Origin of the sequence: Sulfitobacter sp. EhC04 (assembly GCF_001650875.1) — a bacterium.
In the GTDB taxonomy this organism is placed as follows: domain Bacteria; phylum Pseudomonadota; class Alphaproteobacteria; order Rhodobacterales; family Rhodobacteraceae; genus Sulfitobacter.
The window spans coordinates 70,521-95,852 of record NZ_LXYI01000015.1; the positions used below are offsets into that span (position 1 = coordinate 70,521).

Below are 25,332 nucleotides of genomic sequence, written 5' to 3' on the forward strand. Positions count from 1 at the left end.
GAAAAGGCAGATGAGACCGCAAGCCGTCGTTTTCGACATCGGCAACGTGCTGATCCACTGGGACCCGATCCCGGTCTATGACCGCCTGATCGGGGCGGACCGCAGGCAGGCGCTGTTCGATGCCGTGGACCTGTTCGACATGAACCGGCGGGTCGATATGGGCGAACCCTTTGGCGATCTGGTGCGGGCCACCGCCAAGGCCCACCCCGACTGGCACGACGAAATCCTGCTGTGGCAAAAGCACTGGATGGACATGGCAACACCTGCCATCGACCGCTCTGTCCGGTTGATGCAGGCCTTGCAGAAGAACGGCGTTCCGGTCTTTTCGCTGACCAATTTCGGGATCGAAACCTATGATCTGGCCGCAACGCATTACCCGTTTTTCCGCGCCTTCGACCGCGATTTCATTTCCGGCCATCTTAAGATGATGAAACCGGACCCTGCCATCTTTGCCCATCTGGAGACGACAAGCGGCGTTGACCCCACAGCGCTGCTCTTTACCGATGACAGCGCCGCCAATATCGCCGCCGCTGCGGCACGCGGATGGCAGACGCATCTGTTCGATGGTCCCGACGCATGGGCCAACCGCCTTGTGGCGGCGAACCTGCTGAGCGAGGAAGAAGCACAATGACCGATGTTCCGAATATCCCCTTCGAAGCGGGCGAGGCGCTGCTGGACTGGATCGGCCTGACCGATGCGCTGGCCGCAGGGCATGACCTGCCCAAGGCAGAGATCGGGGATACATTCCTCTACCGGGGCAAGGATACCTTGCTCAACCGCGCCGCCTGGATCGACGGTCTGGGCATCGCGGTCAAATCGGCCACTGTCTTTCCCGGCAATCCGGCACAGGGCCGTTCCATGGTGAACGGCGGTGTCTGTCTTTATGCAGACGATACGGGTCAGATGTCGGCCATTATCGACTTCCACCTGGTGACCAAATGGAAAACCGCCGGCGACAGCCTGCTGGCTGCCCGCAGACTGGCCCGCCCGGACAGCCGCAATATCCTGATCGTTGGGGCCGGGACGCAAGGCAGAGCACTGCATGCAGCCTATTCCGCCGCCTTTCCCGACGCCACTTTTACCGTCTGGAACAGGACCACAGAAAACGCACAGGCCATGGCCGACGAACTGCCGGGGCTGGCCGTTGCCGAGGATCTGGAAACAGCCGTGCGCGGCGCGGATATTGTCACCTCTGCCACCATGTCGACCCAACCGCTGATCAAGGGGGACTGGCTGCAACCGGGGCAACATATCGACCTGATCGGCGCTTACCGACCCGACATGCGCGAAATGGATGATGCGGGACTGCAGCGGGCACGCGTCTTTGTCGACAGCTTTGACACGACCATCGGCCATATCGGCGAAATCAACATCCCGCTGGAGTCGGGGGCAATCACCCGCGATGACCTGATCGCGGATTACTATGACCTCGCCCGGTTCACCCGCAGATCCCCCGATGAGATTACCCTGTTCAAGAACGGCGGTGGCGCGCATCTGGATCTGATGACCAGCCGCTACATTCTGGACCGCTGGAACGCACAGCAATGATCTGGTTCCTGCTGATCCTGGCGGTGGTCATTTCCCTGCCGCTGCTGATCGAATGGAAACGCCGCAGGATGGACGATACCGCGCGCAGCGCCGCACCCGGCCTTGTGCAGATGGGCTACAGGATGCTGACCTAGGCTCTGGACCCATTAATCTTATATGCTCAGCGGCGATTTCACGAAATTTCAAGGGTTTGGGGCGTGCTGCCAATAGTGGTTCTATTTGCAAACGACCCAAGACGTTGAAATGAAGTGAAATCGCCGCCCTTCGGGTTTGACGGATTTTCCCGCAGCCTGCGTCACATCTGCTTGAAATAGAACCACTATTCTTGCGCAGATGCTTCTTGTCTGCGAAAAAATCTGTCAAACTGAGCATGTAAGATTAATGGGTCCAGAGCCTAGAACCTCTATGGTCGCGACGCGGGCCTCTGCCAGGGTCAGGCCGTCACCAGCCCCGCCAGCCGTTTCTCCCGGATCGGCAGATGCACGATGGCGCTGAAGGCCCCCACAGCCACGCCGATCCACCAGACGGCTTCGTAGTTGCCATAGGCGTCATACATCCGCCCGCCCAGCCAGACGCCCATGAAGCTGCCCAACTGGTGGCTGAAGAACACGATGCCATAAAGCGTACCCATGTAACGCAACCCATAGATATGCGCGACAAGGCCCGAGGTCAGCGGCACCGTCGCCAGCCAGAGCGCGCCCATCCCGACAGAGAACAGAATCACCGTGACCGGCGTGATCGGGAACATGATGAACATAGCCGCGATCACCGTGCGGCCCACATAGATGCCCGCCAGCAGGTATTTCTTGGAATACCGCTTGCCCGCCCAGCCCGCGGCCAGCGTCCCCGCGATATTCGCGAGACCGATCAGCGAAATCGCCACGGCCCCCAGTGCCGATGTGGTCGTGATCCCGATGTTATGCAGCACCCCGCCCGCCAGGATCGGCCCGCACATCTCGGTCACGAAGGCGGGGAAATGCGCGGTGATAAAGGCCAGCTGATACCCGCAGGAAAAGAACCCCAGAAAGATCAGCGTATAGGACGGATCGCGGAAGGCCTTGACCAGGATCTGGCCCAGGCTTTCCTCAAGCTCGGCCTTGCTGGCCATCGCGGGCGCGCGCATCAGCGGCAGCGTCAGGGTCATTGCCAGGATGACGACCGCAAAGACGAAAAAGGTGCTTTGCCAACTCAGAAACGTCAGCATCCATTCGGCTGTTGGCGCGCCAAAGACCTGCCCCGCCGACCCTGCCGCCGTGACAATCGCCAGCGACATGGACCGGTTTTCATCGGAGGCCGCCCGGCCCACGACGGCCAGGATCACGCCGAACCCGGTTCCCGCGATGCCAAAGCCCACCAGCCAGGCATAGGCCTGATGCTCCAGCGGGGTGCCGGAATTGGCCGACAGGATCAGCCCCAGCGCATAGACGACCGCCCCGATGATGATCGCCCGCCGGTCCCCGATCTTTTCCGCGACAGCGCCAAATATCGGCTGCCCGACGCCCCAGGCAAGGTTCTGGATCGCGATGGCAAGCGAGAATTCCGTGCGCAGCCAGCCAAACTCTTCTGCGATCGGGATCTGAAAGACACCAAACGATGCGCGGACTGCGAAGCTGACCATGATGATGAAGCACCCGACCATGAGAACGGGGGTGAAAATGGGTGTCCGTTCTTGCATGTCGGGTCCGCCGTTTGAATTTTCCGCGACCCTACTGAAACGTCAGGTCGCGTCAAATGATCAAATGTGTTGATACACGCACATTTCGTGACCTATGCGCCCGGCGCAGGCACCGCTGCTTTCCATCGCCTGCTCGGGCAGGTAAGAAATCCCCCATGCCGACGCTGCAAGAAACATATGATGATCTGATCGCCCAGGGAAAGCTGACAGCGGACCCGGCGCAGCAGGCTGTTTTGCCGGAATTCGACCGCATTCGCACGGCCTTGTTGCAGCCGGTAAAGAAGGGTCTGTTCCGCAAGGCCCCCGAACCACCCAAAGGGCTTTACCTCTGGGGGGGTGTGGGGCGTGGCAAATCCATGCTGATGGACATGTTTGTTGATCATATGGACGATATTCCGGCGCGACGGGTGCATTTCCATGCCTTCATGCAGGAAATCCACAGTGCCATGCACGAGGCCCGCAAGACCGGCGTGGATGATGCCATTGCCCCGGTCGCAGCCGATGTGGCGGATTCCGTCCGCCTGCTGGCCTTTGACGAGATGCAGATTACCGACATCACCGATGCGATGATCGTGGGGCGGCTGTTCCAGGCGCTTTTCGCTGCCGGGGTTGTGGTGGTGACCACATCGAACCGGGTGCCGGACGACCTGTACAAGGATGGGCTGAACCGGGATCTGTTCTTGCCCTTCATCGAGTTGATCAAGGACCGCATGGTGATCCATGAACTGGCCAGCCCCAAGGATTACCGGCAGGACCGGCTGGCGGGCAGCCAGGTCTATTTCACACCTGTGAACTCCGAGAGCCGTGCGACCATGGACGCGGTCTGGGACGATCTCGCGGGCGGGCCGGGCGCGCCGCTGATCCTCAAGGTCAAGGGCCGCGAGGTCGAGATTCCCGCCTTTCGCAATGGCATGGCGCGTGCGGGGTTTCACGCGCTCTGTGGCAAACCACTGGGGGCGGCGGACTACCTCGCGCTGGCCGATGCGGTGCGGGTTCTTTTGCTGGACGACATCCCGCAACTGGGCCGCAGCAACTTCAACGAGGCGAAGCGTTTCGTGACCCTGATCGACGCGCTGTACGAGGCCCGCGTCAGGCTGATCTGTTCCGCTGCCGCTGCCCCCGAAATGCTGTACCTCGAAGGGGAAGGCACCTTTGAGTTCGAACGCACCGCATCACGGTTGCGCGAAATGCAGGCTGAAGGATGGGGCGGCTAGGCCCAGGGGGCCCTTTTGAGCGAAATGCTCTAGCTGTCGGTAGACAGATAGATCTCTTCCTGTCCGCCGGTGACGTCAGGATGGTAGGGCGCGGTGCTTTGATACAGAAACCAAAGGCCGCCCGCGATGATGCCGAGGCCAACCATGATAAAGATCGCCTGGGACAGGCTGCGGTTGTCGCTCTGCTTTTCGGAGATGGTATTCGATTGATGTGCCATGATGCTGCTCCGGTGTCGTCCTCTTTATGTTCTCGTGGCCGAACCACGTGTTGATTGAGGTCGATTTATACCACATCTGGCGTCCACAGGAGCATCGGCAACGAAATATCGCGAGCTAGCTGTTTTCCCGCAACACCACGCCCGCAAGGTAAAGTGACCCGCAGATCAGCACCCGTGCATGGGGGTCCTGCGCTACGATATCGGCAAGGGCATGCGCCACGTCGGGCGATTCAACGGCGTCCAGCCCTGCTGCCCGCGCCGCTCTTGCCGTATCAGAAGCAGGCAGTGTCGCGGCCTCGCCGGGGATGGAAACCGCATGCAGCGACCGGGCATGTGCCGCAAGAGGGCGCAGATAGCCGCCGATGTCCTTGGTGTTCAGCATGCCGCAGATCAGGTGGGTGGGCCGTTCGGGTGCCTCCGCAAGCAGGGCTGCGATTGCTTCGCCCGCTGCCGGGTTGTGGCCCCCGTCCAGCCACAGATCGGCTGTTCCTGCGATGTCGACCAGTGGCCCGGATTTCAGCCGCTGCATCCGCGCGGGCCAGTACGCGCCGGTGACGGCGGCCTCGCAGGCCTCGTTGCTCACGCCCAGATGCCGCAATGCGGCGAGCGCCGCGCCCGCGTTCATCAACTGATGCGCACCGGGCAGATTGGGCAGGGGCAGGTCCAGCAGGCCGCGCTCATCCTGATAGATCATGCGCCCGGCTTCCTGACCGACATGCCACTGCTGCCCATATGCCAGCACCGGCGCGCCCAGTCGCGCCGCCCGCGCCTCGATCACTTCCAGGCCCGCCTCCTCCTGCGGCCCGACGATGCAGGGCACGCCGCGCTTGATGATCCCCGCCTTCTCGCCCGCAATTTCGGCCAGTGTTTCGCCCAGATATTGCTGATGGTCCACCGACACCGGGGTGATGATGCACAGCGCGGGATTGTCCACCACATTGGTCGCGTCCAGCCGCCCGCCCAGACCGACCTCCAACAGTGTGTAATCCGCAGGCGTGCGGGAAAATGCCAGCAGCGCAGCGGCGGTCGTGATCTCGAAATAGGTGATGTTGCCGCCCCCGTTGGCGGCGTAGCATTCGTCCAGAACCTCTGTCAGCGCCGCCTCGGCGATCAGGTCACCGGCCAGCCGGATGCGCTCGTGAAACCGCGCCAGATGGGGGGAGGTATAGGCATGTACATCATTGCCCGCCGCCTCAAGTCCCGCACGGATCATGGCCTGGGTCGATCCCTTGCCATTGGTGCCGGCAATGTGGATCACCGGCGGCAGATCATTCTGCGGGTTGCCCAGCGCGTCCAGCAGCCGCCACATCCGGTCAAGCGTCAGGTCGATGATCTTGGGGTGCAGCGCCATCATCCGCGCAAGGATGGCGTCCGATGTCGGGGTTGTCATTTCTTGCCGGCTTTTGGGGTGTCCTTCTTGGACGTATCCTCGGGCTTGGCTTCCGCATCTGTCAGCGCATGCGCCAGTTCGCCGCCCCCCTCGGGCGGAGGCAGATCACCGCGCACGGCGGGCGGCAGGCCCAGCAGCATCCGGGTGATGCCGATCAGTTCCTCACGCAACTCGGTCCGGGGTGTCACGCGGTCCAGCATGCCGTGATCCAGCAGGTATTCCGCGCGCTGGAAGCCATCCGGCAGCTTTTCACGGATCGTCTGTTCGATCACCCGCGGCCCGGCAAAGCAGATCAATGCGTTGGGTTCCGCGATATGGACGTCGCCCAGCATGGCATAGCTGGCGGTCACGCCGCCGGTGGTCGGATGGGTCAGCACGACGATATAGGGCAGACCCGCCTCTTTCAGCATCTGCACAGCCACCGTGGTGCGCGGCATCTGCATCAGGCTCAGGATACCTTCCTGCATGCGCGCACCGCCCGCAGCCGAAAACAGGATCAGCGGGCGCTTCAGCTTTACCGCCTCCTGGGCGGCGGCAATGATCGCATTGCCCACATACATGCCCATGGACCCCGCCATGAAGGAGAAATCCTGACATGCCGCGACAATGGGCGTGCGACCGATTTCGCCGGTGGCAACCAGCATCGCCTCGGTTTCGCCGGTCTCGCGCTGCGCCGCCTTCAGGCGGTCGGGATAGCGCTTCTGATCGCGGAAATGCAGCGGATCGGCAGGCGGCACCGGCACCTTGATGTCGGTGAATATGCCGCCGTCGAACAACGCGCGAAAGCGGTCCCGCGGAGAGATCGGCATATGGTGGCCGCAGTTGGTACAGACGTTCAGGTTGTCCGATACTTCGCGGTGAAACAGCATGGTGCCGCAGTCATCGCATTTCGTCCACAGGTTGTCCGGCGTTTCACGACGCGAAAAGATCGAATTGATCCGCGGGCGGACATAGTTCGTGATCCAGTTCATATCAGGCCCCTGTCGACTTGTTCGCCACCCAGATAAGCCCCGAGTGCGACAAATGCAATCAACGGCGGATCGCGACCCGTGCCGCCAGCCAGAACACGAGCATCATTGCGAAATCCACAGGCAACCAGGCGGCAAGCATCTGGGTGTCCTGCATGCCGAAGGGCGTGAGGTACAGCGCGAGGCCCGACAGGTTGTCCGGCAGGGACACGATCAGGATCGCCGTCACATTGTTGCAAAAGTGCAGCGCGATCGCAGGCCCAAGTGACCCCGACCGCGCGGTCAGATCCGCCATCAGCACCCCGAAAACCCCGGCCCACAGCGCGATGGCAAGGGCGTTTTCACAAGATGAATCGGGCAGGTAATGGCCCAGTGCAAACAGGACCGAGGGCGCGATCATCCAGACTAGCGGGGATCGAAACCGCACCGCCAGCTGCTGCTGGACATAGCCGCGAAAAACGATCTCTTCTGCGCTGACCTGTACCAGCACGCCCAACAGGGACAGGGGCAGCAACACCAGCCATTGTCCGAAAGGCATGTTGGGAACAAAGTCACCGCCCATGTCCCAAGGTGGCAGAATGGCGATGACCAGGCTGAGGGCGACCAGCATCAGCGTGACCGCGCGAAAATCCGTCCAGGCCAGTGGCAGAGGTCCGATCAGGCTGCGAAAAGGCCGCCGATGCAGCACGCGAACAACAAGCGCCACACTCAGCATCATGCAAGCAAAGCTGGACAGCAGCAGGAACATCGCCAACGGCGTGTCCCCGGCGACCAGCGCATTGTAGAGCGCGTTGCTCCTGTTTCCGGCGATCTGGTACACGGTGCCGAAAAAGAGCTGGTTGAAGGCCATATAGGCCGCAAAGGCGATGACGAGGCCCGCCGCGAAACGCCACAGTTCCGACTTTTCCCGCGCCGGGGCGACAAAGGAACTCAGACCGGAATAGGCCCCGGTCAAGACTCCTGTTCCTGTTCGTGTTCCACCAAAATGGCAGGCGGAAGCGGCGGCCCGAACTCCCTTGGCAGCTCAATCCCGGCCGCGCGCATCACGTCGGCCGCACCAGTCAGATGGCCCGCTACCGTCCGCAACTGGGTCAGCAGCAGGGTCTTGTCGCTTTCGAGTACGGACCGGAATTGTTCCGCCCCGATGCGGAGAAACTGGCAAGGCTCGGTCGCAATCAGGTTCATTTGCCGGGGTTCGTCCAGAATGATCGAAAGATCCCCCATCAGGCGGCCCGGCTCCACATCTGTGATGTGATGATTTTCGCCGTTGTCTCCGGCCCATACGATTTCAGCCTTGCCCGACAGGCAGAGATACGCGGCATCAGCCCGCTCCCCGGCGGAAAAGATGACCTGCCCCGTGTCCGCGCGATACCATTGCGCGGCAAAGGCCAGCAGACGCTGTTGGCGTCGATCAAGCGTGCTGAACAGGCTGTTTCGCGCAATGATCCGCAGTTTCCGGCGCAGATCGTCCGATGCACCTTCTTCCGTTTCAGTCTCCTCGACCTCGGATGCTCCGTCCAGTCGGCCATTCCGGATTTCGATATGCATGTCATAGGCCCGCGCATCTGCGAATTTGTCATTCAGGAAAATCTGCGTGGTATGGGGCAACAGGTCGCTCAGGCTGTCGCTGATCTGCTTTTGTCTCTGGGCATCGGCACCGGCAAGAACCTGATTGAACACCAGGACATCCGGTTGTTTGATCACCGCCCGGCCAAAGGCGGCCCGCTCCTGAAACTGCACCGGCAGATTGGCCCCGCCGATATCGGTCGGAACGTCGAACAGGTTGGCCGAAACCATCTGCTTGAGATTATGCGCCTCCATCACATCGACCACCGCGTCACGAACCAGATCGGCCTGAAGCCCCGCCATGGCTGAAAAGCGGCCATAGATCAGGTTTTCAAGGATGGTCAGCCGCGGCAGGTAATTGTCCGGCGCGATCTCGACAAACAGGTCGCTCGCCTCTGCGCGCAACTGCGCGCCGCGCAATTTTCGGATGGACAGGATTTCCCGTTTGAAGCTTTCGGGAAAACCGGGGCCAATCTCTTCGGCGGTAAAGGCAAAAGGCACAGTCAGCAGCAGTGCGAATTCCCGTCCGCTCAGCGCGGCATCGCCCTTGTCCCGGCGGCGCCGCGCGATGTCGACCAGCTGTTCGTACAGGGGTTCCTCAATGCCCAGGGCCGTGAACAGCGGATGATCCGTCCCGTCGCGACCAAAGGTGTCGTGCAGTGTCTCGATCAGGGTCTGGGAAATGGCGATGCCCTGTTCAGCCAGACCCTGTTCGATGATCATGCCAAGGAATCCCCCCTCTTCGACCAGTGCCTTCTGGCTGATCTTACGGCGCGGCGCGGCATACATCAGGTTGCCAGCCAATGGCACCGCCGGGTTGAAGGACTCGGGATCGAAACGATGCACCGCCTTGTCCAGCTTTTCCGCCTTCAGCCGCTGATGGACCTCGTCGCGCAGCGCCACGATCCGACGGGCCAATTCCGGATGTTTCTCCGGGTCCATCCGGGAATCCAACATGCTGAGGAAAATGCCATCTGCGGTGCCCAGCGCCGAGGTGATCTTGTACCAGAAATCGAAAACCTGCTCCCTGGACTCCAGATCAGCAATCGAAGGGTCGAGCCATTCCGCCCTTGTGCTGTCCGGGCTGTTGCCGGATCTGCGCGCCTCTATCGTGTTCCGGTCGCTCAGCTTGGGGTCCCAGAGCACGGTCGCAGGCTGCGTCATCAGGGGCATCAGCAGGTTGTCCCCCACGGTCCCCTGAAAAAGATAGGGCTGCGCGCCCGCGTAACCGATTCGCGCCGCGATCACCGCCTGATGCAGGCCTGTCAGATCATACCCGGCCATCTGGACATGTCCCCGTGCCGGAACCACCTCGCGGGTCAGCACATCGGCCAGGGCAATCCGCTCCGACTGGCTTGGGACCTCAATGGCGACACGGCTGCCTGCGGGGATGGTAAAGCTCAGGTCATGCAGGACCGTCGTACCGTCTTCGTTGCGCACCGTGACCCTGTCAAACGCGATATCGCCGCGCAGATGCGGGATCTCTTCGGGGCTGCCGGTGAAAAGCTCTGCGTCGATCATCTTGGGCGGGTTGAACCGTTCCAGCACCACGTCCCAGCGCACGGCCATGTCCTGGGTCTGATTGTAGTAGGTCAACAGTTCCTTCCAGGGGCTCGACAGGTCCTTGTAGGCGGCCAGTGCCGCAACCAGCGCACCCACCGTGATCTGCCCCTGGATCGCAAGATACCCCCCCACCGCATAAAAGAAAAACGGCGTCAGCTGGGTGATGAAGTTGTTCAGGAACTTCATGAAGAATTTCTTCTGGTAGATGCGGAACCGCACGTCAAACAGCAGACCCAGCCGGTCGGTAAAGGCCGACAGCCGGTAACGCCAGCCGCCGTTGCTGCGCAGATCCCCGATGCCCGCAGCGGTTTCCCCGATCTCGGCCGAGAACAGGCGCACCTCCTTGATGCGTTGCTTGTTCAGCTCGTTGATCTGCCGCTGCAGCATCGGGATAATCCATGCCTGAAGCGGGATCAGCGCAACCCCGGCGACCCCGAACCAAAAACTTTGCAGGAACAGGAAAATCACGATGATCAGCATCTGGCCCGCCTGGAACATCGGCTGGGCAATGAAATCGCCCATCAGGCCGCCCATCGGCTCCGCCTCTGAGGTGACCATGCTGACCAGCTCCCCCTGCGAGGTCTTGCGAAAGTAACTGCGCGGGAACAGCATCATCCGGCTGATCAACTGATAGCGAAACCGCCGCAGCAGACGTTCCGACAGGATCCCTTTCAACGTATTCAGCCGCATTTTCAGCAAGCCGTGCACGATGACGGCGATCAGGTAGGCAAAGCACAGGGCCAACAGGAACTGCACCTGGGTGATCTCGAAGCCAAAGACCGAAACCCTGTCGCTCTCTGCGCCGATGGCATCGTTGATGATCCGCTTGGGCAGTTCCAGCGTGGCATAGAGAAAAGGAAAGGTGAACAGCGTAAACGCCAACAGGTAAAGCTGGTCGCGCCGCGAGTATTTCCAGATAAAGGAAAAAATGCTGGGTTCCATGCACCGGACTTTCGCTGGGGACCCATCGTGCTGACGGGGTCGCTGCAACTTATGCGCGGTGCCTGCCCATTACAACATTGCCGCCCAAGCTTGCTGTGGACCGTCACGGAAGATTGTTCCGATACTGGCGCTTTCCGCGCCTTGCTGGCCGTTGGTTCAAACCCTGCGAAATGCCCGTATCAGCAGGGCAATTTGTTGCCAGGCGCAGCAACTCGGGCGCAATGCCCTCAGATCTTGCCTTCGAAATCGCTGTGGATGAACTTGCAGTCGCAATAGCCGCATTCGACCCAGCCGGTGTCGCGCGGGATTTGCAGCCAGACACGCGGATGGCCCAGCCCCCCTTCGCCGCCATCACAGGCGATGCGATAGGTGTTCACGATCCGGGTTTCGGGCGCAGGCTGGCTCATGGAGGAGGTCCTTGGCTAAGGGGCGGTTTCAGGACCCGTTATGCCCAAAGCGCAGGCCATGGACAAGACCCGCAACCTAGCCCGTCTCGCCTCGATCAATCCGCGCCAGGTAGCAGTTGTTCCGTGCGGACCGCACATGGACATAGGCGATGGCATCCTCCGACAGCAGTTCGGCGGCACGGTGGGCGATCTGACCGGTCGGAACCACAGCCCCCGTGCCATAGACGATCCGGTTGTCAGCCCCGTACCCCTTGACCAGATAGTCCGGCGAGGTCTGCAATATCTGAGGCAGATCCACGCCGCCCCCGCGCGCGCAGGGATCGGCGCAGAGAAAGATCGGCCCGGCCTCTGCATAGGGGTGCAATTCGGCAAAGGGGCGGTGCGCCAGGATCAGCATCCCGGCACCTTCGGGAATGCCACGCAGACAGTGGCGGCACGGGTTGCCGCCCCCGTCAGAGGTCGTGCGTTCCGGGCTCTGACCGTGAATGTCAGGCTCCCCGCGCTGATAGGCCCGGACGATTTCGCTGGGCATGGCGGTATAGTGCATTGGTTGTCTCCATCATTGATCCGCCGACAGCCTCGCCGGAAACCCGATGCTTGCTCAATCCGAATGTTACGCATCTGGCCGTCGCGACAGGAAAGAGGTTCACGGCGGGCGCGACAGCCGTTAAAAGGCCATCAAAACAAAAGATGGAGCAGCCCCAGATGAGCATCCCGAAACCCGTGGTTCTATGCATCCTCGATGGTTGGGGTATGCGCGAAGACCGGACCGGCAACGCCCCTGCACTGGCCAGAACTCCGACCTTCGACAGCATCATGGCGACCTGCCCGCATTCGACGCTGATCACCCATGGGCCGGACGTGGGGCTGCCCAGCGGCCAGATGGGCAATTCCGAGGTCGGCCATACCAACATCGGCGCGGGCCGGGTGGTGGCGATGGATCTGGGCCAGATCGACCTGGCCATCGAGAATGGCGATTTTGCGAAAAATCCGCCGCTGCTGGAGTTCATCAGCGCCATGCAGGACAGCAAGGGAACGGCGCATGTGATGGGTGTCGTCTCGGACGGGGGGGTGCATGGGCATCTCAACCATATGATCGCGTCGGTCGGCGCGCTTTGTGCGGCAGGGGTGCCAGTGGTGATCCATGCGCTGACGGACGGGCGCGATGTCGCCCCGCGGTCTGCGCTGGGGTATTTCGAGACTCTGGCCGCAGCGCTGCCCGCAGGCGCGCGTATCGCAACTGTCACCGGGCGTTATTTTGCAATGGACCGCGACAACCGCTGGGACCGGGTGAAAACCGCCTTCGACGCGATCACGCAGGGCAAAGGTGCGCAGGCGGACAGCCCGCGCGCGGCGGTGCAGGCGGCTTATGACAGCGGCACGGATGATGAATTCATCCCCGCCACGATCATCGGCGACTATGCCGGCGCTGCGGATGGCGACGGGTTTTTCTGTCTGAATTTCCGCGCCGACCGCGCGCGCGAGATCATGGCAGCACTTGCCGCCCCGGATTTTGACGCCTTTGACGCAGGCGCGCGGCCTGGCTGGGCGGCCTGCATGGGCATGGCGAAATACTCAGACGCACATGCGGGTTACATGACCACCATGTACCACAAACCCGAGCTGCCCAACACGCTGGGCGCATGGGTGGCACAGCACGGCAAGCGTCAGTTCCGTCTGGCAGAGACAGAGAAATATCCCCATGTGACCTTTTTCCTGAACGGCGGCGAGGAAACGGCGTCGCAGGGCGAGGACCGCCAAATGCCGAAATCCCCGAATGTCGCGACCTATGACATGCAGCCGGAGATGTCGGCAGGCGAGGTGACAGATGCTTTCGTGAGGGCCATCGAAGAAGGTTACGACCTGATTGTGGTGAACTATGCCAATCCCGACATGGTCGGCCATACCGGCGATCTGGATGCCGCGATAGCCGCCTGCGAGGCCGTGGATGCGGGACTTGCCCGCGTGATGAACGCGCTTGAGGCGGCGGGCGGCGCGATGATCCTGACGGCGGATCACGGCAATTGCGAGACCATGATCGACCCCGAAACCGGCGGCGCCCATACGGCGCATACGCTGAACCCGGTGCCGGTGGCAGTGGTCGGTGCCGCGCCCGGCGCGCATCTGGCCAGCGGGCGACTGGCCGATCTCGCGCCCACGGTGCTGCATCTGATGGGCTTGCCCCAGCCAGCCGAGATGACGGGGAAAAACCTGCTGTCATGATCCGCATTCTAGCCCTTGTTCTGCTGTTCTGGCCGCTTTGCGTGGCTGCTGAAACCGCGGCAACCACCCAGGCGCAGGCGGCAGCGGCAGAACTGGAGGCCGCGGCTGAAATGCTGGACAAGGCCGAAGGGGCGCGGGACCGGGTGATGGCCCTGACCGAAACCATTCAGGCCTTTGAAAAGGGGCTGGGCGCAATGCGCGACGGGCTGCGGCAAGCTGCCATCAACGAGGCACAGCTGTCGAAAAAGCTGCAATCGCGCGACGGCGAGGTGGCGCAATTGTTCGGTGTCCTGCAAAGCATTGGCGGCAACCCCTCGCCCACCGCATTTCTGCACCCCGATGGCCCGGTGGGCACCGCGCGCGCGGGCATGTTGCTGGCGGAACTGACACCGGCCCTGAACCGGCATGCAGACGCCCTGCGCCGCGATCTGGAAGACGTGCAGACCCTGCGCCTGCTTCAGGTCGATGCCGCCGAGCGTTTGCAGGCCGGTCTGACGCAGGTGCAGGCAGCGCGCACGTCGCTGAACCAGGCCATGGCCAACCGGACCGAATTGCCGACCCGTTTCACCGCCGACCCGGTCCGCACCGCGATCCTGATCGCTTCGACTGAAACGCTGGATGGTTTCGCCTCTGGCCTGGCAGAGATCATCACGGACGAGGTTGAACCGGCCCCGGTCACCCTGCAGGGCCGGATTGGCGAATTGCCCCTGCCGGTACAGGGCCTGGTGCTGCGCCGCGCCGGTCAGGCCGATGCGGCAGGGGTCAAACGCCCCGGCATCATCATGGCGACCCGCGCGCGCGCCATCGTGACCAGCCCGGCAGCCGCCACCATCAGATATACCGGGCCGCTGCTGGACTTTGGCAACGTGGTGATTCTGGAACCCGAAGCGCGCACCCTGTTCGTGCTGGCGGGGTTGGACGTGGTCTATGGCGAGGCGGGTCAGGTGATCGCAGGCGGCACACCGATTGGGCTGATGGGTGAAAAAGACGCAAGGCAGCCAGCAGAAAGCGGCACGGCATTGTCACCTGATCGTGAAGGCACTGGCACTGACCGCACAGAAACGCTCTATATAGAAGTAAGAAGAGACAACATTCCACAGGACCCAGAAGCCTGGTTCCGGACCGAGAAGGATGAATAGGCAATGAAGAGATTTTTGATGGCCGCTTTGGGCGGTACGGCCGCAGGCGTGATCGCCACCACCCAGATTGCAGCCCCGCTTTTGGCGCAAGAGGCCGCCAAGACGGAAAACGTATATGAACAACTGGACCTTTTCGGCGATATCTTTGAGCGCATCCGCGCGCAATACGTCGAAGAAGTGGACAGCAGCGACCTGATTGAGGCCGCGATCAACGGCATGCTGACCTCGCTTGACCCGCATTCCAGCTATCTGTCCCCCAAGGACGCGCTGAAGATGCGCGAACAGACGCGCGGCGAATTCGGCGGGCTGGGCATCGAGGTCACCCAGGAAGACGGTTTTGTCAAAGTTGTGTCCCCCATCGACGGGACACCGGCGGACGAGGCCGGCGTTGAGGCCGGTGATTTCATCACCCATGTGAACGGCGAAAGCCTGCTGGGCCTTGCGCTGGATGATGCGGTCGAACTGATGCGCGGGCCGGTCGGCTCCGAGATCGTGATCACGGTGGTGCGCGAGGGCGAACAGGAACCCTTTGACGTGTCGATCATCCGCGACACCATCGAACTGACCGTGGTCCGGTCCCGGATCGAGGGCGATACCGTGGTGCTGCGCCTGTCCACCTTCAACGAACAGACCTATCCCAAGATGAAGGAAGCCATCGACGAACAGGTCGAAAAGGCCGGCGGCATCGAAAAGGTCAACGGCTTTGTCATCGACCTGCGCAACAATCCGGGCGGGTTGCTGAACCAGGCGATAGCCGTGTCCGATGCTTTCCTTGAGGAAGGCGAGATTGTCAGCACGCGGGGACGTGACGCGGCGGACGGTGACCGGGTGAACGCGACGCCGGGCGATCTGAGCATGGGCAAGCCGCTGGTTGTCCTGATCAACGGCGGCTCCGCCTCGGCTTCGGAAATCGTTGCGGGGGCCCTGCAGGACCACCGCCGTGCGGTTGTGATCGGCACCAAGAGCTTTGGCAAGGGGTCCGTGCAAACGGTCATGCCGCTGCGCGGTGACGGCGCCATGCGCCTGACGACAGCGCGGTATTACACGCCATCGGGTCGGTCCATCCAGGCGCTGGGCGTATCGCCGGACATCATTGTCTCCCAGCCGCCGGTTCAGCCGGAATCCGAAGAGGAAGAGGAAACACCGCGCCGCCTGTTCCGGTCCGAAGCGGACCTGCGCGGCAGCCTGAACAACGACAGCCTGACCGAGGACCAGATCCAGCAGATCGAAGAGGACCGGGCAAAGGCCGAAAAGGCCGCCGAACTGCGTGAAGAAGACTACCAGCTCGCCTATGCCATCGACATCCTCAAGGGTCTGTCGGCACTGGGTCCGAACGACTGATCCCTTGCTGAAACCGAAACGCGAAAGGCCCGCCAGAGATGGCGGGCCTTTTCATATGTGGCGCAGGGCCTGGAGCGATATCAGGCGGTTTCGACGCAGTGACGCCGGAACGCGCGTTTCAGCATGTCCAGTTCCGCGCGCAGCAGGTCCATTTCCGCCCGAATGTCGTCACCCAGGATTTCACCTGCCATCACCGTGATATGCCCCAGGTCCGTTTCCGTCACGGCATCCTGGATCATCAGGGTTTGAACCCCGTCGGAAATCGCCTCCGGCGGTATGGTGATGGACAGCAGCCAATGGTCCGCCTTGTCGTTGCGTACCAGATCAACGCCTTCGACAACCTGGTTCTGGTGGGTGACCCTGATCTTTGGCGCGTCATCACCCGTGCCGGTGATCACCCCCTGCCAGACCCCTTGCCGCATCTTTGTCTTGGTCAGTTCCAACGTGGACATCGCTATCCTCCTTACAAGTGGGCGCGGGGGCGGCGCGAGAACGTGAGGTCGCGCAGGATGACCTGATTCATCTGCGGTCCTTCAAAGATGACGTCGATCCAGGCCCGGTCCACCCGTTTTTCATTCAGGTTGGAATAGGCGAGGTCGAATTCGACCCGGTGGCTTTCCTCGTCCAGCGGCAATTCGCGAACGATCTGTTCGGTGTTCGGCCCATGGCGGATGTTCAGCCGGGCAAAGATCTCCAGCGGCTTCTCAAGCTCCACAATCGCATCCATGCGCAGCAGGTGAGTCCGCTTCAGACCAGTCACACCCTCTTCGGGCAGGTCGATGACCAGCGACAGGAACGAGCCATCGAATTTGAAGACATCCAGCCGCAGCCCATAGGGGGCCAGGTCAGCTTCGCGCAGGTTGCGCAACTGGCGCAGGGTCAGTTCAGAGTATTCGCAATCATGAAACAGCGTCACCTCGTTGCCCAGCAGGCTTTTGGTCTGCACGGAACTGATGCCGGGCGTGGGCAACGGCCCGCGCCAGAGTTCCGGCCGCCACGCCCAGTCCGCGTTATGCGGTTTGGGAAAGCTGGTGGAGCCGATCATCGGCAGCGCAAGCCGTTCATCGGCGGTATGGATCAGCTTGTCGAGGTGGGATTTAAGCAGCCTCGCCCGATTCCGCTGACGGCGCAGCAGCGGCAAATCGGCCTTTTCGGCCAGACGCGCGGCGCGTGCCCAGCGCTGAATATTGCGCGAGAACACTTTCCCATCCAGAAAACCGAAGCCAAGTTTGGACATCTGCAAGAAGCCTTTTGTTTTCCGTATCCTATCCAGACCGGGCGTTTCATTCAAATGAATAGGCCAGGAGCTCGGGCGGATAAAGGCAACTGTTGCCGAATGGGAAACAATTGCCCTCAGTGCACGCTGCGTGTCCGGTTGAGCAACGCCGCGATGATGCTGCGGCCTTCATCTTGCACTTCCGCGTCACCCTTGGGCCCGTAAAGGGCGACCCCCATGAGCTGACCGTTCACCAAGGCGGTCGCGCGCCAATGCCTGCCGTCCAGTTCATCTGTCGGTGCAGGCCCGCTGGCCCGAAATATCTGGGTTCTGTCGTCGCCGGTGGGTGCCGAAACCTCGGTCAGGCCCAGGGCGGCCCCGGTGACCTGCGGATCGGGCAGCGTGGTGCCGGGGGCCACCTTGGACAGGCTGACCGTCATCACGCCCAAGGGTGCCGCCGCAGCGGCGGCAGGCGCGCCCAGCCGGTCGCAACGTGCCATCAGGGCAAAGCGTTGCTTCAGGCTTGCGCTGTCGATGCAGAAACCGGAGGGTGCCACAAGCGTGACAGCGCCCCCTGCCATATCCGCTTGGGACAGGGGTTTTGGCTCCGACCCCAGCGCGCCTGCGAAAAAATTGGCTCCCTGGCCGCCTTCGCAGGCGGACAGGGCTGTCATCGAAATCGCGGCCAGTGGTGCCTTAAAGGTCCATGTAGTCATGGGTTTCCGCCTTGGCACCCGGATGTGTCACAGCACCCAGGTAGGTCGGCCCGACCAGTTGTGCGTATTTCCACAGCGCGCCAGAGGCGTAGTTCGTGGGTCGCGCCCCTTTCCATTCGGATTTGCGCTTGGCAAGCTCCTCGTCGCTCAGATCGACCGTGATCGACCCTTTGATGGCATTGAGCGTGATCATATCGCCGTTCTTCAACAGGGCGATTGGCCCGCCGTGTGCCGCCTCGGGCCCGACGTGTCCCACGCAGAACCCGCGCGTCGCGCCGGAGAAGCGGCCATCGGTGATCAGCGCAACCTTCTTGCCCATGCCCTGACCGGACAGCGCCGCCGTGGTGGCCAGCATTTCGCGCATGCCCGGACCGCCAGCGGGGCCCTCGTTGCGGATGACAAAGACGTCGCCTTCGGAATAGGTGCGGTTCTGGACCGCCTCGAATGCATCCTGTTCGCATTCGAACACCAGCGCGGGACCGGTAAAGACGATGTCGTCTTCGCTCATCCCGGCGATCTTCACGATGGCCCCTTCGGGCGCGAGGTTGCCTTTCAGGCCCACAACGCCGCCGGTCTTGCTGATCGGGTTCTCGACGGAATGGATCACCTTGCCGTCCGCCTTGCGCGTGACCTGATCCAGCACTTCGCCCATGGAATACCCCGTGGCGGTCATACAATCGAGGTGGATCAGACCAGCCTTGCGCAGCTCGTTCATCACGACCGGCACACCGCCCGCTTCGTAAAGGTCCTTGGCCACATAGGCACCGCCCGGCTTCATATCGACGAAATAGGGGGTGTCGCGGAAAATGTCGCAGACATCTTCAAGGAAAAAGTCGATACCGGCCTCATGGGCCATCGCGGGCAGATGCAGGCCCGCGTTGGTGGACCCGCCGGTGCAGGCGACGATCCGCGCGGCATTCTCGAACGCCTCGCGGGTGCAGATGTCACGCGCGCGGATGTTCTTTTCGATCAGGTTCATCACCGCAGCGCCCGATGCCTTGCCATATTCATCGCGCGATTCATAAGGCGCAGGCATGCCCGACGAGTTGGGCAGCGCAAGGCCAATCGCCTCTGACACGCAAGCCATGGTGTTGGCGGTGAACTGTCCGCCACAGGCCCCGGCAGAGGGGCAGGCGACGCGCTCAAGGATCTCAAGCTCGGCCTCGGTCATGGTGCCGTTCTGAAAGTTGCCGACCGCCTCGAACATGTCCTGCACGGTCAGGTCACGTTCGGCAAAGCTGGCGGGTACATCCGCGCCTTTGGGTGCCTTGCCGGGCAGGATCGACCCACCATAGAGGAACACCGAAGGCACGTTCAGCCGGATCATCGCCATCATCATGCCGGGCAGGGATTTGTCGCAGCCCGCCAGACCCACGATGGCGTCATAGCAATGGCCGCGCATGGTCAGTTCCACGGTGTCGGCGATGGCCTCGCGGCTGGCGAGGGAGGACCGCATCCCCTCGTGACCCATGGCGATGCCGTCGGTCACGGTGATGGTGGTGAATTCGCGCGGCGTGCCCTGCTCGGCCTTCACGCCCAGCTTGACCGCCTGCGCCTGCCGGTTCAGCGCGATGTTGCAGGGCGCGGCTTCGTTCCAGCAGGTGGCAACGCCGACCAGCGGCTGGTGAATCTCTTCGTCTGTCATGCCCATCGCATAGTAATAGGACCGGTGCGGCGCGCGCGCGGGCCCTTCGGTCACATGGCGGCTGGGCAGTTTGGATTTGTCAAAGCGCTGGTTGCTGGACATCTGATGGCTCCCTCAAAGACATTCGGAACCGGAATAGTCGGGCAAGGACAGCGCTGCAAGTATCGAACGTCAGGCAAATTTGTCGCGGCTCTGTCGTCACCTGGCCGAAAATGGATTGCCAGCCCCTGACGCGGGCACATTCTGCCCCTCTGGTCGCGGCAGTCCAATCGCCCCGGCAAGCGGCAGATACCTACTGGCAGCAGCCCGCCGCGCGCGGTAGTAACCTAATGCGCAAGAAGGGGAGCACATCCATGTCCGGCACATTTGGCAAAGGCCACCACCTGCATCTGATCGACGGCTCGGCCTTCATCTTTCGCGCCTATCACGCGCTGCCGCCGCTGACGCGCAAATCCGACGGGCTGCCCATCGGGGCGGTCTCGGGCTTTTGCAACATGATCTACAAGATGGTCGAGGACAACGCAGGCCCCGACGCACCGACCCATGTCGCCGTGATCTTTGACAAGGGCAGCCACACCTTCCGCAACGACATGTACGACCTTTACAAGGCGAACCGCGAGGCGATGCCCGAAGACCTGCGCCCGCAGATCCCCCTGACCCGCAAGGCGACAGAGGCGTTCAACATCGCCTGCAAGGAGCTGGAAGGCTTTGAGGCCGACGACATCATCGCGACACTTGCCGTGCAGGCCCGCAAGGCGGGCGGGCGCTGCACCATCATCAGCTCCGACAAGGACCTGATGCAGCTTGTGGGTGACGGCGTCGAAATGCTGGACGCGATGAAGAACAACCGCATCGACCGCGATGGCGTGTTCGAGAAATTCGGCGTCTTCCCCGACCGCGTGGTGGACGTGCAGGCGCTGGCGGGCGACAGTGTCGACAACGTGCCCGGCGCGCCCGGCATCGGGATCAAGACGGCAGCCCTGCTGATCAACGAATATGGCGACCTGGAGACGCTGCTGGAACGCGCGGAAGAGATCAAACAGCCCAAGCGCCGCCAGACCCTGATCGAACACGCCGACCAGATCCGGCTCAGCCGCAAACTGGTCCTGCTGGACGAGAACACGCCGCTGGATTTCACCCTCGACGACCTCGAAGTCCGCGAACCGGACGCGGAAACCCTGATCGGCTTTCTGGCCGAAATGGAATTCCGCACCCTGACCAAACGCGTGGCCGAGAAAATGGGTGCGGAAATGCCCGCAATCGAAGACACCCCCGCCCTGCCTGACGCGCCGCAGATGGATGACATCCCCTTTGATGGCGACAAATACGAACAGGTCGGCGACGCCGCCGCCCTACAAAAGTGGATCGACGCAATCTATGAGACGGGCCATGTCGCCGTGGACACCGAAACCACCGGGCTGAACGAAATGACCGCCGACCTCGTCGGCATCTCGCTGGCGGTCGAACCCGGCAGGGCCTGCTACATCCCGCTGATCCACAAGGCGAACCGGGGCAATGACCTGTTCGGCTCCGACGACCTGGCAGAGGGGCAGATGGCCGTGGACACCTGCCTCGACATGCTCAAACCCGTGCTGGAGGACCCGAGCATCCTCAAGATCGGGCAGAACATGAAATACGACGCCAAGATCTTTGCCCAGATCGGCATCACGGTGGCCCCCATCGACGACACGATGCTGATGTCCTACGCCCAGCACGCGGGCCTGCACGGCCATGGCATGGACACGCTGTCGGAACGCTACCTGGACCACACGCCGATCCCGATCAAACCGCTGCTCGGCTCCGGCAAATCCGCCGTGACCTTCGACAAGGTGCCACTGGAAGACGCGGTGAAATACGCCGCCGAAGACGCCGACATCACCCTGCGCCTGTGGCAACTGCTGAAACCGCAACTGCACCGCGCGCAGGTCACCAGGGTCTATGAAACCCTCGAACGCCCGCTCGTGCCGGTCCTTGCCGCCATGGAACGCTCCGGCATCAAGGTCGACCGCGACACACTCAGCCGCATGTCCAACGCCTTTGCCCAGAAAATGGCCGGGCTGGAGGATGAAATATACGAACTGGCCGGCCGCAAGTTCAACGTCGGCTCCCCCGCGCAGGTGGGCGAAGTCCTGTTCGAGGACATGGGCCTCGAAGGCGGCAAGAAGGGCGCCAACGGCAAATATTCCACCGGCGCCGACATCCTCGAAGACCTGGCCACCGAACACGACTTCCCCCGCCGCATCCTCGACTGGCGGCAATTGTCGAAACTGAAGTCCACCTATACCGACGCCCTGCAGGACCACATCAACCCCGACACCGGGCGCGTCCACACCTCCTATTCCATCGCCGGGGCCTCCACCGGGCGGCTCGCCTCCACCGATCCGAACCTGCAGAACATCCCGATCCGGTCAGAGGAAGGCCGCCGCATCCGCGAGGCATTCGTGGCCGAGGAAGGCAAGACGCTGGTCGCCCTCGACTATTCCCAGATCGAGCTGCGCATCCTCGCCCATATCGCCGACATTCCCGAACTCAAACAGGCCTTTGCCGAGGGCATCGACATTCACGCCCTGACCGCCTCCGAGATGTTCAACGTGCCGCTGGAGGACATGACCCCCGACATCCGCCGCCAGGCCAAGGCGATCAACTTTGGCGTGATCTACGGCATCTCCGGCTTTGGCCTCGCCCGCAACCTGCGCATCCCGCGGGCCGAGGCGCAGGGCTTCATCGACCGCTATTTCGAACGCTTCCCCGGCATCCGCACCTATATGGACGACACCAAGGCCTTTGCCAAAGAGCACGGCTATGTCCAGACCCTGTTCGGCCGCAAGATCCACACGCCGGAGATTGCTTCAAAAGGCCCCCGCGCAGGCTTTGCCGCCCGCGCCGCGATCAACGCGCCGATCCAGGGCACCGCCGCCGACGTCATCCGCCGCGCCATGATCCGCATGCCCGAGGCGATCCGCGACCTGCCCGCAACCATGCTGCTGCAGGTCCATGACGAATTGCTGTTCGAGGTGGAAAAGGGGGCCGAAGACACCCTGATCACCACCGCCCGAGAGGTCATGGAAAACGCCAACGACCCGGTGGTGAAGCTGGACGTGAAACTGACGGTGGACGCGGGGCAGGGGAAGAACTGGGCGGAGGCGCATTAACGCGTTTCCAGTTTTCGTTGAAACGAAGCATCGCCAATGTCCCGAGAGCGCCGAAGGCGCGGCAGGGTATTGGCGATACAACATAAACTGGAAACGCTATAGGGGGGTGTGGGTCTGGGCAGGCGTTGGACTAAGCGTGTGATTTCTGGGATGCGACGAGCGAAACTTGAAATTGCTCACCAAGGCCCCTCACGAAACACTCAGATATTTAGAGGTCGCAAATCAGCGTACATTCGGTTTCTCAGTTCTTGTGGAGAAGCTTTTCATTAACCTTTCGCTCGCACAATTTGATCGCGGACCGCACTGCGATACAACGATACCGCATCCAAACCGTCAGACCCACAAAGACCAATATCGGCATTAACAGAAAGTATCCCAAAATCGAATACGATTGCCAACATGTCGTTGGGTAGTCTGGTATAACAATTGCGAGCGCTAGAACAGCAAGACACACCGACAGCAACAAAAGAACTACTGCGAACACTTGACGGCTGAACCCCTGGAGAGAGATTTCAAGTTTTGCCAAATCAGCCTTTATCCTGTTAGACTCCGCGCGTAGTCCGTGGAGACTGTTTACATTGATGGTCGATTGAAGTGTGAGCGACCTACGGGCGAGATCGGCAATGCCGCCCGAACCGATCACTTGAAGGATGGCTAAGCCAAGATATAAACCGACCCCTACTTCAAGGGCACTTGAGAAAGATGAAAGAGTCAACTCTTCCATACCGCAGAAACAAAAAAGAACTTTAGGATCAAACATATATGTCTTTCGGTAGTGCTTTTGATGACATCCTAACAACGCGAGGTTTGAAACTCCGAGAACTGGCTGTGCGTGCAGAAATCTCGGAAACAGAACTAAGGCATGCACAAGACGGGAACAAGGAACTTGAGGATGAACAGGTCCAAAGGATAGCTGATGAGCTGGGTGTGCCGATCCGGGCGCTTTTTGCCAACTCAAATCTTCCACTGTCAAAGGTTCCAGATTTCCGCCGGAAATCAATTGGTGTTGGTCGATACGACAGAGGTACAATCGCAGCCATTGGGTTCATCGAAAAAATATCAGGCTCGCTTTCCTCGCTGCCTCTTGATCTGGGGTTGGATCAATCTGCTCATGAAAAAATTGGTGATCTGAAAAAATCATCGGCCAGAGAGCTTGCCGAGAAGTGGCGTACACGTTGGGGAATAACAGATGCTAAACAGCTTGATTGGAAAAGTTCTCATAAAATGTATGCCAGCCTTAGGGGCTTTATTGAGTCTTTAGGCATATTTGTACTGCATTACTCATTCGGAAGTGACGAGGTATCGGGGCTGTATACGAGGTCTCAAAGTGGGCCACATACAATACTGATCAACACCACATGTTCTAGCAAGGCGAGAAAACTATTTACCCTGGCTCACGAGTTTTGTCATGTTCTTATTCGGAAAGAAGGGGCGTCAAACGTATCGTTCGCAAAGAATGACGTGGAGCGGTTCTGTAATCAATTCGCCGCATATCTGCTTGCGCCTAGAACGGTAATAGAAGCCGCTCTCAAAAGATACGGGTACTTTCCTTCCATCAACGGCGATTTCGTTCGGCTCTTTTCTTCCAATCTTGGAATCAGCCAACAATGTGCGGTTCTGCGTCTTGTCGACACAAAGAACCTAACCTCAGACGACTATGGGGCTTGGATCAACCGCTTCAAAGGAAGAACGCCAACAGGTGACGAGCAAGATCCCAAAGGTGGTCAGGGCGACCCTCTGCAAAATAAGCGAACACAGTACGGGACTTCGCTTCTTAAAAAACTCGCTGAAGCAAAGAATGGCGGGTTTCTCGACGACATTGACATTTTTAGACTAGCCGGGATCAAACCAAGGTATCAGCGCGACCTCTTGGGGGGCGCGTGACAAATGGCCCAGAAGAATAATGATCCCACAAAAGTGATGGACTTGCATGGCATCAGAGCCGCGCTGAGCACTGCAAACAACCAAATTAAATCTACTGTCATTGACGGAATTCAGTCTGGTGACATCCAACTTTTTAAAGGCGTCAGTGAAGAATTGAAGGCGATTGACGAAGACCTATATGCCGATTTTCAAACGATCAGACCGAAGAAATACATGAAGATTAAAGCGGCCCACCAGTCGCATGCACAGATGCTTTCAGAACAACATGGGTCCGGTCTTTTTGGCTCATTTCCGCCTTCCGAGCGCTTTGAGTGCGTTGCGCTTTGTATGAAAGAGGGTCTGGAATTGGTGTCCGCCCCTAAAGCTCTCAAAGAGTATAAAGGAATTGTTTCGAAATGCGCCCTTAATGGACTTATCGTGAGGGACATTTCTGAGCTGTAACTAATGCGCTTCGCCGACACCACTTTAGCCACCACACTGGAAGGCCTGCTCAAATTCGTTAAGTAGAAGATTCCGAACTTACAC

At 60.8% G+C, this 25,332-nt stretch carries 23 protein-coding genes; 10 read left to right on the top strand and 13 right to left on the bottom strand.

Annotated features, from left to right (window positions below; all coding sequences use genetic code 11):
* The first annotated feature begins 10 nt into the window (after positions 1-10).
* The 3 genes from A8B82_RS07845 to A8B82_RS24165 are packed head-to-tail and all read left to right on the top strand — an operon-like array spanning position 11 to position 1,682.
* Positions 11-631 (top strand): HAD-IA family hydrolase, encoded by a 621-nt coding sequence (locus A8B82_RS07845; RefSeq protein ID WP_067290460.1) that lies wholly within the window; start codon positions 11-13, stop codon positions 629-631.
* Complete coding sequence (locus A8B82_RS07850; RefSeq protein ID WP_067290462.1) at positions 628-1,548, top strand: ornithine cyclodeaminase family protein; 921 nt, start codon at positions 628-630, stop codon at positions 1,546-1,548. The genes A8B82_RS07845 and A8B82_RS07850 overlap by 4 nt, the downstream gene beginning before the upstream one ends.
* Positions 1,545-1,682, top strand: a complete 138-nt coding sequence (locus A8B82_RS24165) for a hypothetical protein (RefSeq protein ID WP_161489434.1) — start codon at positions 1,545-1,547, stop codon at positions 1,680-1,682. Before A8B82_RS07850 ends, A8B82_RS24165 begins: the two co-directional genes overlap by 4 nt.
* Before the next feature lie 299 nt (positions 1,683-1,981).
* Here A8B82_RS24165 and A8B82_RS07855 read toward each other — a convergent pair whose 3' ends face one another.
* A complete protein-coding gene (locus A8B82_RS07855) occupies positions 1,982-3,223 on the bottom strand; it encodes an MFS transporter (RefSeq protein ID WP_067290464.1) in 1,242 nt (413 codons plus the stop codon).
* A 155-nt stretch (positions 3,224-3,378) separates the two neighbouring features.
* On the opposite strand from A8B82_RS07855, the gene zapE reads away from it, so the two are divergent.
* Complete coding sequence (gene zapE, locus A8B82_RS07860; protein ID WP_067290467.1) at positions 3,379-4,437, top strand: cell division protein ZapE; 1,059 nt, start codon at positions 3,379-3,381, stop codon at positions 4,435-4,437.
* Between the two features lie 29 nt (positions 4,438-4,466).
* On the opposite strand, the gene A8B82_RS07865 is transcribed toward zapE, so the two are convergent.
* The 7 genes from A8B82_RS07865 to A8B82_RS07895 all read right to left on the bottom strand — a co-directional run bounded on the left by A8B82_RS07865 (position 4,467) and on the right by A8B82_RS07895 (position 12,038).
* A complete protein-coding gene (locus A8B82_RS07865) occupies positions 4,467-4,655 on the bottom strand; it encodes a hypothetical protein (RefSeq protein WP_067290470.1) in 189 nt (62 codons plus the stop codon).
* Positions 4,656-4,770: 115 nt separating this feature from the next.
* Positions 4,771-6,045 (bottom strand): bifunctional folylpolyglutamate synthase/dihydrofolate synthase, encoded by a 1,275-nt coding sequence (locus A8B82_RS07870; RefSeq protein WP_067290473.1) that lies wholly within the window; start codon positions 6,043-6,045, stop codon positions 4,771-4,773.
* Positions 6,042-7,016, bottom strand: a complete 975-nt coding sequence (accD, locus tag A8B82_RS07875) for an acetyl-CoA carboxylase, carboxyltransferase subunit beta (RefSeq protein ID WP_067290476.1) — start codon at positions 7,014-7,016, stop codon at positions 6,042-6,044. The genes A8B82_RS07870 and accD overlap by 4 nt, the downstream gene beginning before the upstream one ends.
* 58 nt (positions 7,017-7,074) lie before the next feature.
* The gene (locus tag A8B82_RS07880; RefSeq protein ID WP_067290478.1) at positions 7,075-7,968 is read right to left on the bottom strand and encodes a CPBP family intramembrane glutamic endopeptidase; all 894 of its coding nucleotides are present in this window, start codon (positions 7,966-7,968) and stop codon (positions 7,075-7,077) included.
* On the bottom strand, positions 7,965-11,084 hold the full coding sequence (locus A8B82_RS07885; protein ID WP_067290481.1) for an ABC transporter transmembrane domain-containing protein: 3,120 nt from the start codon (positions 11,082-11,084) through the stop codon (positions 7,965-7,967). Before A8B82_RS07885 ends, A8B82_RS07880 begins: the two co-directional genes overlap by 4 nt.
* A gap of 227 nt (positions 11,085-11,311) precedes the next feature.
* Complete coding sequence (locus tag A8B82_RS07890; RefSeq protein WP_067290484.1) at positions 11,312-11,491, bottom strand: zinc-finger domain-containing protein; 180 nt, start codon at positions 11,489-11,491, stop codon at positions 11,312-11,314.
* Between the two features lie 76 nt (positions 11,492-11,567).
* Positions 11,568-12,038 (bottom strand): DUF1203 domain-containing protein, encoded by a 471-nt coding sequence (locus A8B82_RS07895; RefSeq protein WP_067290487.1) that lies wholly within the window; start codon positions 12,036-12,038, stop codon positions 11,568-11,570.
* A gap of 158 nt (positions 12,039-12,196) precedes the next feature.
* On the opposite strand from A8B82_RS07895, the gene gpmI reads away from it, so the two are divergent.
* Genes gpmI through A8B82_RS07910 form a run of 3 tightly spaced genes read left to right on the top strand, consistent with a single transcriptional unit; the run spans position 12,197 to position 16,194 of the window.
* A complete protein-coding gene (gene gpmI, locus A8B82_RS07900; RefSeq protein WP_067290490.1) occupies positions 12,197-13,714 on the top strand; it encodes a 2,3-bisphosphoglycerate-independent phosphoglycerate mutase in 1,518 nt (505 codons plus the stop codon).
* Positions 13,711-14,853, top strand: a complete 1,143-nt coding sequence (locus A8B82_RS07905) for a murein hydrolase activator EnvC family protein (RefSeq protein WP_067290492.1) — start codon at positions 13,711-13,713, stop codon at positions 14,851-14,853. The genes gpmI and A8B82_RS07905 overlap by 4 nt, the downstream gene beginning before the upstream one ends.
* Before the next feature lie 3 nt (positions 14,854-14,856).
* Positions 14,857-16,194, top strand: a complete 1,338-nt coding sequence (locus A8B82_RS07910; protein ID WP_067290495.1) for a S41 family peptidase — start codon at positions 14,857-14,859, stop codon at positions 16,192-16,194.
* Between the two features lie 80 nt (positions 16,195-16,274).
* Here the strand turns inward: A8B82_RS07910 and A8B82_RS07915 are convergent, their stop codons facing one another.
* The 4 genes from A8B82_RS07915 to ilvD form a co-directional block, all read right to left on the bottom strand.
* Positions 16,275-16,646, bottom strand: coding sequence for a hypothetical protein (locus A8B82_RS07915; RefSeq protein WP_067290497.1), 372 nt, complete (start codon positions 16,644-16,646; stop codon positions 16,275-16,277).
* An 11-nt stretch (positions 16,647-16,657) separates the two neighbouring features.
* Positions 16,658-17,431: a DUF6478 family protein gene (locus A8B82_RS07920; RefSeq protein WP_067290500.1), complete on the bottom strand. Its 774-nt coding sequence runs from the start codon at positions 17,429-17,431 to the stop codon at positions 16,658-16,660.
* Between the two features lie 116 nt (positions 17,432-17,547).
* Positions 17,548-18,126, bottom strand: a complete 579-nt coding sequence (locus A8B82_RS07925; RefSeq protein ID WP_067290502.1) for a hypothetical protein — start codon at positions 18,124-18,126, stop codon at positions 17,548-17,550.
* Positions 18,107-19,873 (bottom strand): dihydroxy-acid dehydratase, encoded by a 1,767-nt coding sequence (ilvD, locus tag A8B82_RS07930; RefSeq protein ID WP_067290504.1) that lies wholly within the window; start codon positions 19,871-19,873, stop codon positions 18,107-18,109. Before ilvD ends, A8B82_RS07925 begins: the two co-directional genes overlap by 20 nt.
* 251 nt (positions 19,874-20,124) lie before the next feature.
* Here ilvD and polA point away from each other — a divergent pair, with 251 nt between their 5' ends.
* Positions 20,125-22,923: a DNA polymerase I gene (gene polA, locus A8B82_RS07935; protein ID WP_067290506.1), complete on the top strand. Its 2,799-nt coding sequence runs from the start codon at positions 20,125-20,127 to the stop codon at positions 22,921-22,923.
* A 241-nt stretch (positions 22,924-23,164) separates the two neighbouring features.
* On the opposite strand, the gene A8B82_RS07940 is transcribed toward polA, so the two are convergent.
* A complete protein-coding gene (locus tag A8B82_RS07940; RefSeq protein WP_067290508.1) occupies positions 23,165-23,683 on the bottom strand; it encodes a hypothetical protein in 519 nt (172 codons plus the stop codon).
* 2 nt (positions 23,684-23,685) lie between these two features.
* Between A8B82_RS07940 and A8B82_RS07945 the strand changes: the two genes are divergently transcribed.
* The gene (locus tag A8B82_RS07945; protein WP_067290510.1) at positions 23,686-24,807 is read left to right on the top strand and encodes an XRE family transcriptional regulator; all 1,122 of its coding nucleotides are present in this window, start codon (positions 23,686-23,688) and stop codon (positions 24,805-24,807) included.
* A 3-nt stretch (positions 24,808-24,810) separates the two neighbouring features.
* Positions 24,811-25,248, top strand: coding sequence for a hypothetical protein (locus A8B82_RS07950; RefSeq protein ID WP_138069702.1), 438 nt, complete (start codon positions 24,811-24,813; stop codon positions 25,246-25,248).
* Positions 25,249-25,332: the final 84 nt, after the last annotated feature.